General features: G+C 70.8%; 12 protein-coding genes. 4 read left to right on the forward strand and 8 right to left on the reverse strand.

Annotated elements, in window-relative coordinates; all coding sequences use genetic code 11:
- Positions 1-117 precede the first annotated feature (117 nt).
- The 3 genes from ABD691_RS19010 to ABD691_RS19020 all read right to left on the reverse strand — a co-directional run bounded on the left by ABD691_RS19010 (position 118) and on the right by ABD691_RS19020 (position 2,856).
- Complete coding sequence (locus ABD691_RS19010; RefSeq protein ID WP_344681560.1) at positions 118-1,341, reverse strand: sensor histidine kinase; 1,224 nt, start codon at positions 1,339-1,341, stop codon at positions 118-120.
- Positions 1,338-1,994, reverse strand: coding sequence for a response regulator (locus ABD691_RS19015; RefSeq protein ID WP_344681562.1), 657 nt, complete (start codon positions 1,992-1,994; stop codon positions 1,338-1,340). Before ABD691_RS19015 ends, ABD691_RS19010 begins: the two co-directional genes overlap by 4 nt.
- Positions 1,995-2,124: 130 nt before the next feature.
- Positions 2,125-2,856 carry a class I SAM-dependent methyltransferase gene (locus ABD691_RS19020; RefSeq protein WP_344681565.1) on the reverse strand — a complete coding sequence of 244 codons (732 nt, stop codon included), beginning with the start codon at positions 2,854-2,856 and terminating at the stop codon, positions 2,125-2,127.
- Between the two features lie 162 nt (positions 2,857-3,018).
- Between ABD691_RS19020 and ABD691_RS19025 the strand changes: the two genes are divergently transcribed.
- A complete protein-coding gene (locus ABD691_RS19025; RefSeq protein ID WP_344681567.1) occupies positions 3,019-3,624 on the forward strand; it encodes a hypothetical protein in 606 nt (201 codons plus the stop codon).
- Here the strand turns inward: ABD691_RS19025 and ABD691_RS19030 are convergent.
- The 4 genes from ABD691_RS19030 to ABD691_RS19045 form a co-directional block, all read right to left on the reverse strand.
- The gene (locus ABD691_RS19030) at positions 3,588-4,838 is read right to left on the reverse strand and encodes a sialidase family protein (protein ID WP_344681569.1); all 1,251 of its coding nucleotides are present in this window, start codon (positions 4,836-4,838) and stop codon (positions 3,588-3,590) included. The two genes, ABD691_RS19025 and ABD691_RS19030, sit on opposite strands and share 37 nt — an antisense overlap.
- Positions 4,839-5,026: 188 nt before the next feature.
- On the reverse strand, positions 5,027-5,923 hold the full coding sequence (locus tag ABD691_RS19035; RefSeq protein WP_344681571.1) for a sugar ABC transporter permease: 897 nt from the start codon (positions 5,921-5,923) through the stop codon (positions 5,027-5,029).
- Positions 5,924-6,841, reverse strand: a complete 918-nt coding sequence (locus ABD691_RS19040) for a carbohydrate ABC transporter permease (RefSeq protein WP_344681573.1) — start codon at positions 6,839-6,841, stop codon at positions 5,924-5,926.
- Positions 6,842-6,850: 9 nt separating this feature from the next.
- A complete protein-coding gene (locus ABD691_RS19045; protein WP_344681575.1) occupies positions 6,851-8,089 on the reverse strand; it encodes an extracellular solute-binding protein in 1,239 nt (412 codons plus the stop codon).
- A gap of 191 nt (positions 8,090-8,280) precedes the next feature.
- Here ABD691_RS19045 and ABD691_RS19050 point away from each other — a divergent pair, with 191 nt between their 5' ends.
- From ABD691_RS19050 to ABD691_RS19060, 3 genes are all read left to right on the forward strand, one after another.
- Positions 8,281-9,321 carry a LacI family DNA-binding transcriptional regulator gene (locus tag ABD691_RS19050; protein ID WP_344681577.1) on the forward strand — a complete coding sequence of 347 codons (1,041 nt, stop codon included), beginning with the start codon at positions 8,281-8,283 and terminating at the stop codon, positions 9,319-9,321.
- 99 nt (positions 9,322-9,420) lie between these two features.
- Positions 9,421-10,992, forward strand: coding sequence for a glycoside hydrolase family 13 protein (locus ABD691_RS19055; RefSeq protein ID WP_344682320.1), 1,572 nt, complete (start codon positions 9,421-9,423; stop codon positions 10,990-10,992).
- Positions 10,993-11,079: 87 nt separating this feature from the next.
- Entirely contained in the window at positions 11,080-11,931 is an 852-nt protein-coding gene (locus ABD691_RS19060; protein ID WP_344681579.1) for a M23 family metallopeptidase, read from the forward strand.
- A 25-nt stretch (positions 11,932-11,956) separates the two neighbouring features.
- On the opposite strand, the gene ABD691_RS19065 is transcribed toward ABD691_RS19060, so the two are convergent.
- The gene (locus ABD691_RS19065; protein ID WP_344681581.1) at positions 11,957-13,117 is read right to left on the reverse strand and encodes a cation:proton antiporter; all 1,161 of its coding nucleotides are present in this window, start codon (positions 13,115-13,117) and stop codon (positions 11,957-11,959) included.
- Positions 13,118-13,250 lie beyond the last annotated feature (133 nt).

Raw genomic sequence — 13,250 nt, forward strand, 5'->3', positions numbered from 1 at the left:
CGCGCCACCAAAGCCGGCCGACGGACAGCCCGCCAACACCCAACCAACACCAGCCAACCCCTGCTCGCCGCCGGATCGCGGCCGGGACCACCGGGTTCCGGCCGCGATCAGCTGCGATCAGCCGCGGTCGTGCTCGGGCAGGGCCGCCGGATCCAGCGGGAGCCGGGCGTTGACCTCGAAACCGCCGTCCGGCAGCGGCCCGGCGGCGAACTCGCCGCGCACCAGTGAGACCCGCTCCCGCATGCCGATCAGCCCGTGCCCACCGCCGGGGATGGCCACCGGCGCGGGCTGGCGCGGCGGCTCGTTGCGGACCCGCACCTCCACCTGCTCGCCGGTGTAGCGGACGAGCACCTCGGTGCGCATCGGACCCGCATGCTTGTGCACGTTCGACAGCGACTCCTGCACGACCCGATACACCGTGCGCTGCACGTTGTCGCTCATCGGTGCCTCGTCGCCCTCGATGCGCAGCGTCGCGGGCAGACCCGCCGTCCGCGAGCTCTCGATCAGCTCGGGCAGCTCGTCCAGCGTCGGCTGCGGGGTCAGCGGATCGTCCGGCGTGCCACCGGCCAGCCGCAGCACGCCGATCACCTCGCGCAGGTCGCGCAGCGCCTGCCGGTTGGTGTCGCCGACCTGCCGCGCGAGCTTGCGCACCTCGTCCGGGCCCTGGTCGACGCTGACCTCCAGCACTCCGCTGTAGATCACCGCCAGCCCGACCTGGTGCGCGACCACGTCGTGCATCTCCCTGGCGATCCGGGACCGCTCCTCGGCCAGCGCCTGCGCGGCCAGCAGGTGCCGCTCCCGCTCCAGCCGTTCGGCGCGCTCGCGCAGCTCGTCCATCAGCCGGTACCGGGCCCGGACGAAGATTCCCAGCAGCGCGGGGACGCCGACCAGCAGCACCGGGGTGATGATCATCCACGTCAGCGTGGGCGGCACCCCGTCGTCGACCGTGACGTCCAGCGGGTTGTACTGCGACGCCGTCGTGATCGTCGCGGTGACCAGCAGCGAGACCACGAGCAGCTGCCGCTCCGAGCGCCCGAAGCGGCCCAGCGAGTAGATCGAGACCGGCAGCAGCAGGAGGTCGTAGCCGATCAGCCCGACGGTCAGCTCGACCAGGACGACCAGCAGCGGAAACCTGCGCCGCACCAGCATCGCCAGGGCGGCGACCGGGACGGTGGCCATCGCGAAGGTCTTCAGCTGCGGGCTCTGGTACTGGACGATCTCGGCGTCGTTGGCGATCAGCACGGTCATCGTGGTGATCCCGGCCATGAAGACCAGGTCGAACAGCAGGCTGCGCCAGCCGGTCCACCACAGCACCCGCCGCGGTTCCCGCTCGGCGCTCACCGGTCGGCCGCGATTCCGGCGTTGTGCGCGATGATCGCGGCCTGCACCCTGCTGTCGCAGTCCAGCTTGGTCATCAGCCTGCTGACGTGTCCCTTGACCGTCGACTCCGCCGCGTTGAGCCGCTTGGCGATGGCCGCGTTGGACAGCCCGCCGCCGACCAGCGCGAGGATCTCCCGCTCGCGCGGGGTCAGCTCGGCGAGCCGGTCCAGGGCGGAGGTGGTGCGGGTGGGGGAGCCGCCCGCGAACCGGGCCAGCAGCCGCCGGGTCACCGAGGGTGAGAGCATCGCGTCGCCGTCGGCGATCACCCGGATCGCGTTGATCAGCTCCTCCGGCCGCGCGTCCTTGAGCAGGAAGCCCGACGCGCCCGCCTCGATCGCGGCGTAGATGTTGGCGTCCAGGTCGAACATCGTCAGGATCAGGATCTTCGGCGCGTCCGGCTGCGCGGCGAGCTGCCGGGTCGCGGCCAGGCCGTCCATCTTCGGCATCTGGACGTCCATCACCACGACGTCCGGGGCGTGCCGCTGGACCGCCGCCAGCGCTTCGGCTCCGTTCTCGGCCTCCGCGACCACGGTGAGGTCGGCGGCGCTGTCGAGAATCCGGCGAAGGCCCGCCCGGAGCATGGTTTCGTCCTCGACCAGCAGTACCTGGATCACATCGGACACCGTACTTCGGCGACCCGCGAAGTTCGACAAGTTGTGTCCGGCGTCTGCCCGGACGGCACGCGGTTACGGTGCGGAAACAGCTGTGCGCCAGGAGTTTCGTTCGTCCACAAGGGACATTGGGTCAACGGCGGGCGAGCACCAGCATCCGGGGGCTGTCGGCGGTGAGCGCTTCGCCGTCCTCGCCGTGCCCGGTCACCTCGGTGAATCCGACCGCCAGCAGCCAGTCGCGGATCTCGGGGAAGGTGAACATCCGGACGAAGAAGCGCATCCGGCGGACCCGGTCGCCCCGGACGACGATCCGCTCCACGACGTTGCGGCTGGTCAGCGGATCCAGCCAGCGGCGGTCGATCATCAGGTCCCCGTCGGCCTCCTGGACCCCCGTCGGCTGGAAGTTGCGCAGGATGAACACGGGGTTGTTCAGCTCGATCAGCAGCCTGCCGCCGGGGCGCAGTGCCCGGAACGCCTCGTCGAGCACCCGGCGGTTGTCCGCGTCGTCGAAGTACCCGTAGGCGGTGAACCAGCTGACGACCGCGTCGAAGCGGCCGGTCCACGGCAGGGAGCGGATGTCGCCCTGGACGTAGTCGACGGTGACGCCGCGCTCCCGCGCGTCCTGCCGGGCGCGGTCGAGGAACAGCGGGGTGATGTCGATCCCGGTGGTGCGCATGCCCAGCGCGGCCAGCCGGTTGGCGATGCGGCCGTGGCCGCAGGCCAGGTCGAGCACGTCGGTCGCCGGGCCGAGCAGCCTGCTGATCAGCTCGCTCTCGGCGTCGCTGCGCTCCTCCAGCGCGGCCCCGGCGAAGTGCAGGTAGTCGGTGTCGAACAGCTCCTCGGTGTCGAACGGCGGGGTGGACATCGCACCTCCAGCAAGCGAAGCGGGGACCGCCGCCAGGAATCTGGCCGCCCAAGAAGTCTGATTGCCCAAGAAGTCTGAAGGACCGGCCACGCGCTCGCAGCCGGTTTTCCGGCCGCCCGGAATCCGGTGGCCTGCGCAGACCGGACGGGTCACACTGCGCCGATGAACGAACAGCGGCTTGTGCTCGGCGGTTACGCCGCGGCTCCGCGCGCCATCCGCAGGCAGTGGCAGGACGCGGCGACGCTGCCGCCCTGGCTGGTCACCGCCAGCGAATGCCTCACCGGCGCCGAGCACGGGTCCGGTGCGGCCTGGTACACCGACCGGGCCGAGGCGGCCGGACCCGGGACGACGGTGCTCGCGGTCGGCTTCGACGCCGAGGACGCGGCGGACCTGCTCCGGGAGGTCACCGGCGATCCGCTGCGGCTGCTGGCCGCGGGCACCGCCATGCCCGACGACGCGCGGCTGTGGGGTTTCGAGGTGGTCGGGGTGGAGGGGCGGCTGGCGAGCCTGCACTCCTGGCTGTGCCACGGCTACGAAGCCGAGGTCGCCTCCGAGCTGGGGATCCGCCCCAACACCTGCGGCCTGCTCGACACGCACGAGCAGGCGTCGCAGGTGGTGGAGTGGATGCTGGAACTGCCCGCCGAGCAGGCTCCCGCGCCGGTCTACTGGACCGTCGCGGCGCTGGCCGAGTGCGGTGCGGGCGGCTCCGGGGCGGCCGGGCCCGGGCCGGCTCAGCCGTCCAGGTCGCTCTCGTTGAAGCGGGCGTAGCGGATCGTCTCGTGCGCGTCCTCGGACTCCGGTGAGCCTGCCTCGTAGAGCAGGCCTGCCCAGCCGCCGCCGAGGTTGACCAGGTCGGAGTAGGCCGCCCAGGTCGCGTCGATGACGGTTCCGGTCTCCTGCCAGGTCCTGCCCTCGTCGGACGAGGTGCGGATGCGCATGGTGTGCCGCCGGTGGTCCATGGCCGGGTCGGTGTTGTACGGCCCGGAGAACAGGATCAGGTTGTTCGGGTCACCGGCGGTCTTCGCGCGCAGCCGCACGACCGAGCCCTGCACGACCGGGCCCTTCAGCTCGGGGACGACGGTGAACTCCTGGCTGAAGCTGCCGCCGCCGTCGGTGCTGACGGCGTCCGCGCGGTTGTCGGTGGGGGTCTCGGTGCCGTTGTTGTCCTGGTTGCGGGCGGCGGCGTAGACGTGGCCGTCGACGGTCTCCAGCAGGTTCAGCTCCTGCGGGGTGATCTTCTTGCCGGTGCGGTCGTCGACCGCGCCGAGCTGCCAGGTCGTGCCGCCGTCGTCGCTGTGGACCAGGCCCGCGCCCTTGCGGCCGTCGGCGCCGCCGAAGTTGATGCCCACCAGCATCCGGTTCTGGTGGTCGCCGGGCCGGGTCAGCTGGAGGCCGTGCCCGGGACCGGTGGCGTACCAGGTGCTCCAGTCGTCCTTCTTCAGCTGCGGCTGCTCCTTCGGAGCGGTCCAGCTCTTGCCGAGCGGGTCCTCGCTGTGCTGGAGGTAGGGCGTGCGGGTGCACTTCGAGCCGCCGCCGTTGCAGTCCGCACCGGGGTTGTGGGTGGTCAGCAGGCTGATCCGGCCGGACCCGGCGTCCACCACCGGCACCGGATTGCCGCGGGTGTCCCCGGCCCCGTCGCTGACCAGCTCGATGTCGCCCCACGTCCGGCCGTCGTCGGTGGACCGCTTGAGGACGACGTCGATGTCACCGGTGTCGTCGCAGTTGTTGTTGCGGCCCTCGGCGAAGGCCAGCAGGGTGCTGCGGTCCTGGGTGCGCACGACGGCGGGGATGCGGAAGCAGTTGTAGCCGCCCTCGCCCTTGCGGAAGATCTCCGTTCCGGCGATGGCCGCGCCACCGCCCTGCGCCATCAGCGGTTTCGCGGTCGGCGCGGGCGTTCCGGGTTCCGGAGCGCCCGCGCAGGCGGTGACCGCGACGGCGGCGGCCACCAGCGGCAGGAGCGCTTTCGCGCGGCGGAGGTTCATGGCGGTCCTTCCCGCCAGGCACTCCGATGCACCTGGCAGCGGCGGAAGCTACAAGATCAATACCATCCTGCCATCAGGGTTGGAAAAGAACCGCCGAATGAACAAATCCGAAAATAACGGCCGCTGGGGTGGCAGTCCCTCGGGAATCGCCACCCCAGCGGCCGGGAGAAGTCGCGCCAGCCGCCTGCTCAGCCCTTGACGCTGCCCGCGGACAGGCCGCTGACCAGGAACCGCTGCACGAGGTAGAAGACGATCACCGCGGGCACGGCCACGAGCACGGACGCCGCCGCGAGATGTCCCCACTCCGTCCGGTTCTGCTGCACGAACACCTGGAGCCCCACGGCCAGCGTCTTGCTCCGGTCGTCGGCCGACAGCAGCGCCGAGGCGAACGCGACCTCGCCCCACGCGACGATGAACGAGTAGAACGCCGTCACCGCCAGCCCGGGCCTGGCCAGCGGCAGCACCAGCCGCCAGAACACGCCGAACGGCGAGAGCCCGTCGACCCGGCCCGCCTCGTCGATCTCGGCCGGGATGCTGTCGAAGTAGCCCTTGAGCATGTAGGTGCAGAACGGGATCGCGGTGCTGCAGTACACCAGCACCAGCCCGAGCACGCTGCCCTGCAGCCCCAGGGTGAGCAGGATGTTGTAGAGCGGCACGATCAGCACCGCGAACGGGAACATCTGCACCACCAGGAACGACAGCAGCAGCCAGTGCCTGCCGGGGAAGCGGAACCGGCTCGCGGCGTAGGCGGCGGTCGCGGCCAGCAGCACGCCCAGCACCGTGGTCAGCGCGGCGATGAGCACCGAGTTGCCGAACCAGCTCAGGAACGCGCCCTTGGTCCCGGACAGCACGTCGACGTAGTTGTCCACACTGGACTCGTTGAACAGCGTCGGGGTGGCCTCGACCGCCTTGGAGTCGGGTTTGAACGACACCACGACCACCCAGAACACCGGGAACACCGCGATCAGCGACGCGATCGCCAGCGCCGCGTGCAAGCCGGCGCTGGCCGCGGCGGAACGCCGGGTCCGGCTCGCGGGGCGTCTCGCGGCCGGGGCCGCGCGCAGCGAAGCCGCATCGATGGACATCTACAGCACCTCTCCCTGCCTGCGCATCGCGCGGCGGTAGCCGGTGGCGAACACCAGGAGGACGGACAGGATCAGCACGCCGTAGGTCGACGCGACGGCGAAGTCCCGGGTGGCACCGGAGAAGAACCGCTCGAAGGCGTAGGTGACCAGGATCCGCGTGTGCGGGTTGTTCCCGGTCATCAGGTAGATCACCGGGAACATGTTGAAGGTCCAGATCACGCCGAGCAGCACCACCGTCGACGACACCGTCCGCAGCCCCGGCAGGGTCACGTGCACGAACCGCTGCCACGGCGTCGCGCCGTCCATCTCGGCGGCTTCGTAGAGGTCGGAGGGGATCGACTGCAGACCGCCGAGCAGGGCGACCATCATGAACGGCACGCCCAGCCACACGTTGACGACCACGACCGACACCAGCGCCAGGCCCGACTGCCCGAGCCAGACCTGGCCGGGCAGCCCGACCGCCTCCAGCGCCCAGTTGATCAGCCCGTACTCGGAGTTGAACAGGTACTTCCAGGCGAACGCGCTGATGAACACCGGCACCGCCCACGGCAGGATCAGCAGCACCCGGTACAGCCCGCGCAGCCGCATGTTCCGGTTGAGCAGCACCGCCAGCCCCAGGCCGATGGTGTAGTGGAAGAACACGCACGCGAACGTCCAGATCAGCGTGCGCACCAGCGTCGCCCAGAACGAGCCGAACGACGGATCTCCCGAGAGCACGTTGAAGTAGTTCTCCAGCCCGGTGAACTCGTAGCGCGCGGGCCGGTCCAGCACCGGGTTGGCGATGTTGGTGTCGTTGATGTCGGTGAGGCTGAAGTACAGGCCCTGCACGAGCGGCAGGACCACCAGCACGCCGAGCACGACCAGGACCGGCAGGACCATGGCGTAGGCGAACCAGTGCCGCCGGAGGATGGTGGTCATCGGGTCACCTCAGCGCTGGGTGTAGTCGGTGACGACGGTGTCCTTGTAGAGCTTGGCGGTCTCGTCGAGCGCGGCCTTGGTTTCCTTGCGCCCGGCCAGGATGTCGGCGTACGCGGTCTGGAGCGGGTCGAGGAGCTCGGCGCCCTCGGGGATCCACGCGCGGCTGTGCGCACCGTCGACCAGCGGCTTGAACGCCGACACCATCCGGTTGGCGGTGACCGCGGGGGAGTCGTAGGCCGAGCGGCGGGTGGGCAGCAGGCCCAGCTTCTCCGCGATCGCGGCCTGGTTCTGCGCGCTGCTCATGCACTGCACGAACTTCACCGAGGCGTCGGTGGCGTCGCTGCCCTGGCGGATGACGTAGTCGTGGCCGCCGACCGGGGACGGCGTCGCCGAGCCGGGAACCGGTGCGATGCCGAGGTTCGAGGGGTCGGCGAACTCCTCGGACTCCAGGTACTCGGCCGCCGCCCACGGTCCGTCGACGACCATCGCCACCTCGCCGGAGGTGAACGCGGTCTTCATGTTGCTGTAGGAGTTCGTCTGGTCCAGGGCGGTGCGGGCGGCTCCGGCGTCGAGCAGGTCCTTCGCGGTCTGGAGACCGCGCACGCTCTCCGGGGTGTTGATGTCGATCGTCTTGCCCGCGGGGTTCACCAGGTCGCCGCCGTGGGTGTAGAGGAACGGCAGCGCGTAGTACTCGTCGTTGTTGATGAAGAACGCGTTCTGGCCGCCGAGCCTGGGCGCCGCGGCGCGCAGCTCCTCCCAGGACTTCGGCGGCGCGACACCGGCTTCGTCGAGCTTGCGCTTGTTGTAGAACAGCGCGAGCGCGTCGGTCACCTGCGGGACCGCGTAGGTTTTGCCCTCGTGACGGGTCGATTCCAGCGGCTGGGCCAGGAAGTCGCCGGTGTCGGCGGCCAGCGGGGTGCCGGAGAGGTCCTGGACGAGCCCGGCCTGCGCGAGCTGCGCGACCCAGCCGACGTCGGCGCGCAGCACGTCCGGTCCCTGGCCGCCCTGCGCGGCGGTCTTGTAGTTGTTCAGGGCCTGGTCGAACGACACCGTCTCGACCGCGACCTCGTAGCCGCCGGTCCGCCCGCACTCCTGGGCGATCCCGGCGAACACCGAGCTCTCCGAGGGGTTGCTGGTGTCCCAGTAGACGACCCGGTTGGCGTTCGCCGAACCGGATCCGCAGCCGCTGAGCGCGAGCGTGCTGACCAGGCCCAGGACGGCAGCGGTGACGGTGGCCTTGGCTCTCATGGGCAGTGCCCTCCTCGGTGTTGCAAAAATTTGCGAATACCTGGCCGTAGATTGCATACCCAGAACGCCAAGTGAGTCAAGGTTTTCTTGGTGTTCACGAGAGCCGGGCGAACTGGTTTCCGGGTCAACAATTGCAAAACATTTCGTGACGGTGCAAGATTGCGGCGTCACCTGGAGAAGGAGCTGGAGCAGTGGCGGGTCTGTCCGATATCGCCAAAGCGGCCGGGGTGAGCGTCTCGACGGTCAGCCGGGTGCTCAACCGCCGGGCGGGCATCAAGGAGGACACCAGGCAGCGGGTGCTCGCGGTGCTCAACGAGATGCCGCACACCGCGCGCGGCCTCGGCGCGCTGCGGCGCACCGGCGTGCTCGGCCTGCTCGTGCCGGAGCTGACCAACCCGGTGTTCCCGGCCTTCGCCGAGGCGCTGGAGGGCCGCGCCTCCGCGGCGGGTTACGCCTCGCTGCTGTGCAACACCAGGGTGGCGATGAGCGAGGAGGACTACGTCCGGATGCTCATCGCCCGCGGCGTCGAGGGCATGATCTTCGTGTCGCCGGAGATCGCCAACACCGAGGACGCGGCGGCGGGCGGCAGCCGGATCAGCCGCAGCTACTACGAGAAGCTGCTGGCCGACGGGGTGCGGATGGTCTTCGTCAACGGCGGTGCGCCGACCCTGGACGTGCCGGACGTGGCCGTCGACGAACACCTCGCCGGCTACACCGCCACCCGGCACCTGCTCGACCTCGGGCACCGCCGGATCGGGTTCGTCAGCGGGCCGGCCCGGTCGGTCCCCTCGCGGCTCAAGCGCGCGGGCTGGGAGGCGGCGCTGGAGGAGGCCGGCGTCGCCGCCGATCCGGAGCTGGTCGCGCACGCGCCGTTCGGCGCCGAGGGCGGTGCCGAGGCGATGGGCGCGCTGCTCGACGCCGCGCGGCCGACCGCGGTGATGTGCTCGTCGGACGTCATGGCGCTGGGCGCGATGCGCGAGGCGAAGCGGCGCGGCCTGTCCACCCCGGAGGACATCTCGGTGGTCGGCTTCGACGACATCCCGCTGGCCGCCTACTGCCAGCCCGCGCTGACCACGCTGGCGCAGCCGATCGAGGAGATGGCCGCGGCGGCGGTCGACGAGCTGTCCCGGCGGCTCGACCCGGACCAGCCCGGCCGCGCCACGACCAGCTTCAGCCGGATGTTCCGGCCGAACCTCGTGGTTCGCGAGTCCACCGCGCCACCACGCGACTGAAACGCGCTCGTGGGTGGTGTTGCCCGCTTCGGGGCAACGCCGCGCACGACCCTGCCCCGGAAACGGAACCGACTAGGGAAGGGGTGCCCGGTGCACCGAATCGACACCGACTGGTGGCGGGATGCCGTCGTCTACCAGGTCTACGTCCGCAGCTTCGCCGACGGCGACGGGGACGGCGTCGGCGACCTGGCCGGAGTGCGCGCCAGGCTCGGACACCTGGTGGACCTCGGCATCGACGCGCTCTGGCTGACGCCGTTCTACCCGTCGCCGATGGCCGACGGCGGTTACGACGTCGCCGACTACTGCGACGTCGACCCGCTGTTCGGCTCGCTGGAGGACTTCGACGCCCTGCTCGCCGACGCGCACGCGCGCGAACTCAAGGTGATCGTCGACGTCGTGCCCAACCACACCTCGGACGCGCACCCGTGGTTCGCCGAGGCGCTGGCCGCGCAGCCCGGCGATCCGGCGCGCGACCGGTACCTGTTCCGGGAGGGCAAGGGCGACAACGGCGAACTCCCGCCCAACGACTGGGAATCCGTCTTCGGCGGTCCGGCGTGGACCCGGCTGCCCGACGGGCAGTGGTACCTGCACCTGTTCGCCCCCGAGCAGCCCGACCTCAACTGGCGCAACCCGCAGGTCCGCGCGGAGTTCCGCAAGGTGCTGAAGTTCTGGCTGGACCGCGGTGTCGACGGTTTCCGCATCGACGTCGCGCACGGGATGATCAAGCACCCGGACCTGCCCGACACCAACCTCCAGCAGCAGATCTCCCTGCTCGGCCGGGCCGAACTGCCCTACTTCGACCAGGACGAGGTGCACGAGATCTACCGCGAGTGGCGCGGTCTGCTCGACTCCTACCAGGGCGCGCGGATCGGCGTCGCCGAGGCGTGGGCGCCGACGAGCCGACGCCTGGCCCGCTACGTCCGGCCCGACGAACTGCACCAGGCGTTCAACATGGCGCTGCTGGAGGCCGACTGGTCCGCGGCCGGTTTCCGCGCGGTGATCGACGATTCGCTCGCGGCCAACGACGCTGTCGGCGCGACCACGACGTGGGTGCTGGGCAACCACGACGTCAAGCGCCCGGTGACCCGCTACGGCGACGGCGCCACCGGGCTGCGGCGCGCCCGCGCGGCGGCGCTGCTGAGCTTCGCGCTGCCCGGCTCAGTTTACGTGTACCAGGGCGAGGAACTGGGTCTGCCGGAAGTGCTCGACCTGCCCGAGGAACTGCTCCAGGACCCGGTGTGGGAGCGGTCCGGCCACACCGATCGCGGGCGGGACGGCTGCCGGGTTCCGATCCCGTGGGAAGGCGCGACGCCGCCGTTCGGGTTCGGCCCCGGGGACCGGAGCTGGCTGCCCGCGCCGGAGTCGTGGACGGAGCTGGCGGTCGCCGCGCAGCGCGGGCGCGACGACTCGGTGCTGGCGACCTACCGATCGGCTTTGGCGGTGCGACGGGAGAATCCGGCGCTGGGCGACGGGGAGCTGGAGTGGCTGGACGCGCCGGACGGGGTCCTGGTCTTCCGCCGCGAGCCCGGTTTCGCCTGCGCGGTGAACTTCGGCGCCGAACCGGTGGAACTGCCGCTGTCCGGCCGGGTTCTGTGCCGCAGCGACGGCGGTGCGGAGTGGACCGGAGTGCTGCCGGGGGAGACCGCGGTGTGGCTCGCGGAGATCCGGTAAAGATTCACCGGAAATCCTCCTAACAGGTCTATTTCCGCCGCATCGGGCGTGGTCACATCGATACCCCCGCACACACGGAGGTAGTCGATGTTCCTGTTGCGACGATTAGCTGCCGGTGCCGCCGCGTTGGCGCTCGCCGGCCTGGGCGTGGTCGGACTCGGGCAGGCGCCCGCGTCCGCCGCGCCGAACTTCCAGGTCCCGTTCGAATGCGGCGTCACCGTCACCGCGGCGACGTTCAGCGGTCACAACCCGCCGTACTCGGTCGACTTCCAGAAGTCCGGGATCACCGGGATGCCGGTGCTCGCCTCCGCGGGCGGCAAGGTCTCCCGCGTCGAGGACGAGGGAAGCACCAGCTACGGCAAGTGGGTCGAGATCGACCACGGCTCGGGCTGGCGCACGCGCTACGCGCATCTGTCCAGACAGGACGTCCGGGTGGGGCAGGACGTCGCTCTGGGCACCAGGATCGGCTTGGCGGGCGCGACCGGTGGCGTCACCGGCCCGCACCTGCACTACGAGCAGATCCAGAACGGCACCGCCGTCAAGGTCACGCTCAACGGCGTCGCGGTGCCCTACTACGGCCACACGGACTTCACCAGCAAGAACAACTGCGGCGGCAACCCGTACTCGCCCGCGGAGATCTGCGGCGACGGCTACGGCGTGATCGACCAGGCCGGGCTTTCCGGGGCCGGCACCACCTACCTGCTTTACAACGCGTCGAACCAGAACAACTGCGTGGTGACGCTGAAGGCCAAATCGCTGGGCACCGCGTCGGCCGCGTCGGCGTTCCTGGAGGTCCAGGGCTCCGCCCGGGTCACCGACAGCGGGAACTTCGCCTACTACGCCGGGCCGGTCCGCAAGGAGGCCGGGTCGACCTGCGTGAAGTGGGGCGGTTCGGTCGGTTCCGAGTCCTACACCAGCCCCTTCGAGCACTGCGGCTGAGCACCGGGTTGCGCGGGTCGTGTGGTCACGGCCCGCGCAGCGCGACCAGCGGGAACACCAGGATGCTGAGCATGGCCGCGCCGACCAGCGCCGAGGCGTTCGCGGCGGGCAGCACCCCGATCTCGGTCCCGATGGTGGTGATCACGACGACCATCGGCAGCGCCGCCGACGCCAGCAGGGCCAGCGTCCACCTCGGCCGCCGCGGCAGGTCGCGGCGGTGCAGCACGAGGACCGGCAGACCGCGCACGACGAAGAACGCGATCACGCTCGCGGGGATCAGCAGGAGCGCGGCAGGTGCGGCCAGCAGCGAGTCGAGGTCGTAGCGCATCCCGCTGACCACGAAGAAGAACGGGATGAGCAGCCCGAAGCCGATGCCTTCGAGCTTGGTGTGGACGATCGCGGTCTCCCGGGGATCACCGGCGTCGAGGAACAGCCGCACGACGAGTCCCGCGGTGAAGGCGCCCAGCAGCACGTCCAGTCCGAGCCCGCCGGCGATCCAGAGCATCAGCACCACGACGAGCATCGCCAGCCGCACGCCGAACTGCACGCTGGTGCCCAGGGTGGTGGCGATCAGCCTGCGCAGCCGCTCCGAGCGGGGCCGGGAAGCCAGCCACAGCGCGATGCCCGCGACCACCGCGAACCCGACCAGCACCAGCGCGGTCCGCATCGGACGCTGCCCGCTGAGCAGCAGTGCGACCGCGATGATCGGGCCGAACTCGCCGAAAGCGCCGACCGCCAGGATCCGCGCGCCCAGCGGAGTGCCCAGCAGCCCGGCGTCGCCGACCATCGGCAGCGTCGTGCCGAGCGCGGTCGTGGTCAGCGCCAGGCCCACGACCAGCGCGCCCGGCGAGAACCCGTGCAGCAGCAACCCGATCCCCAGGCCCAGCGCCAGCGAGCAGGCCCAGCCCGCGGCGGCCAGCCGCAGCGGTTTACCGCGCACCTGGCCGAACTCCAGCTCGTAGCCCGCCAGGAACATCAGCATGGCCAGGCCGGAGTCGGCGATGAACCCGATGACGTCGTTCTCGCTCGCCCAGCCGAGCACCTGCGGTCCGATGAGGATCCCGAGCAGGATCTCCAGCACCGCGGAGGGGATCACCACCCACCTCGCCAGCCGGTCGCTGATCAGCGGAGCGATCGTGGTGGCCACGGCCACCACCGCGATGGTCGCCAGGGTGGTCACCGGCATGGGCCCTCCGCTCGACGGGTGCCCGTCGAACCTAGGCCGGGCTCCCGGCGGCCACCGCCCGCGCTCACCCGGTCGGGGAGGGCAACGAGGACTGGAACCCGCGAGCACCGGCGGTCCGCCCGGCGAAGACTCG

Source organism: Saccharopolyspora taberi, from assembly GCF_039534165.1.
Classification (GTDB): Bacteria; Actinomycetota; Actinomycetes; order Mycobacteriales; family Pseudonocardiaceae; genus Saccharopolyspora_D; species Saccharopolyspora_D taberi.

Coding starts and splice junctions, on each gene's coding strand:
- ABD691_RS19020 (WP_344681565.1), bottom strand. CDS start 2,856: ATGTCCACCCCGCCGTTCGACACCGAGGAGCTGTTCGACACCGACTAC.
- ABD691_RS19025 (WP_344681567.1), top strand. CDS start 3,019: ATGAACGAACAGCGGCTTGTGCTCGGCGGTTACGCCGCGGCTCCGCGC.
- ABD691_RS19030 (WP_344681569.1), bottom strand. CDS start 4,838: ATGAACCTCCGCCGCGCGAAAGCGCTCCTGCCGCTGGTGGCCGCCGCC.
- ABD691_RS19035 (WP_344681571.1), bottom strand. CDS start 5,923: ATGTCCATCGATGCGGCTTCGCTGCGCGCGGCCCCGGCCGCGAGACGC.
- ABD691_RS19040 (WP_344681573.1), bottom strand. CDS start 6,841: ATGACCACCATCCTCCGGCGGCACTGGTTCGCCTACGCCATGGTCCTG.
- ABD691_RS19045 (WP_344681575.1), bottom strand. CDS start 8,089: ATGAGAGCCAAGGCCACCGTCACCGCTGCCGTCCTGGGCCTGGTCAGC.
- ABD691_RS19060 (WP_344681579.1), top strand. CDS start 11,080: ATGTTCCTGTTGCGACGATTAGCTGCCGGTGCCGCCGCGTTGGCGCTC.
- ABD691_RS19065 (WP_344681581.1), bottom strand. CDS start 13,117: ATGCCGGTGACCACCCTGGCGACCATCGCGGTGGTGGCCGTGGCCACC.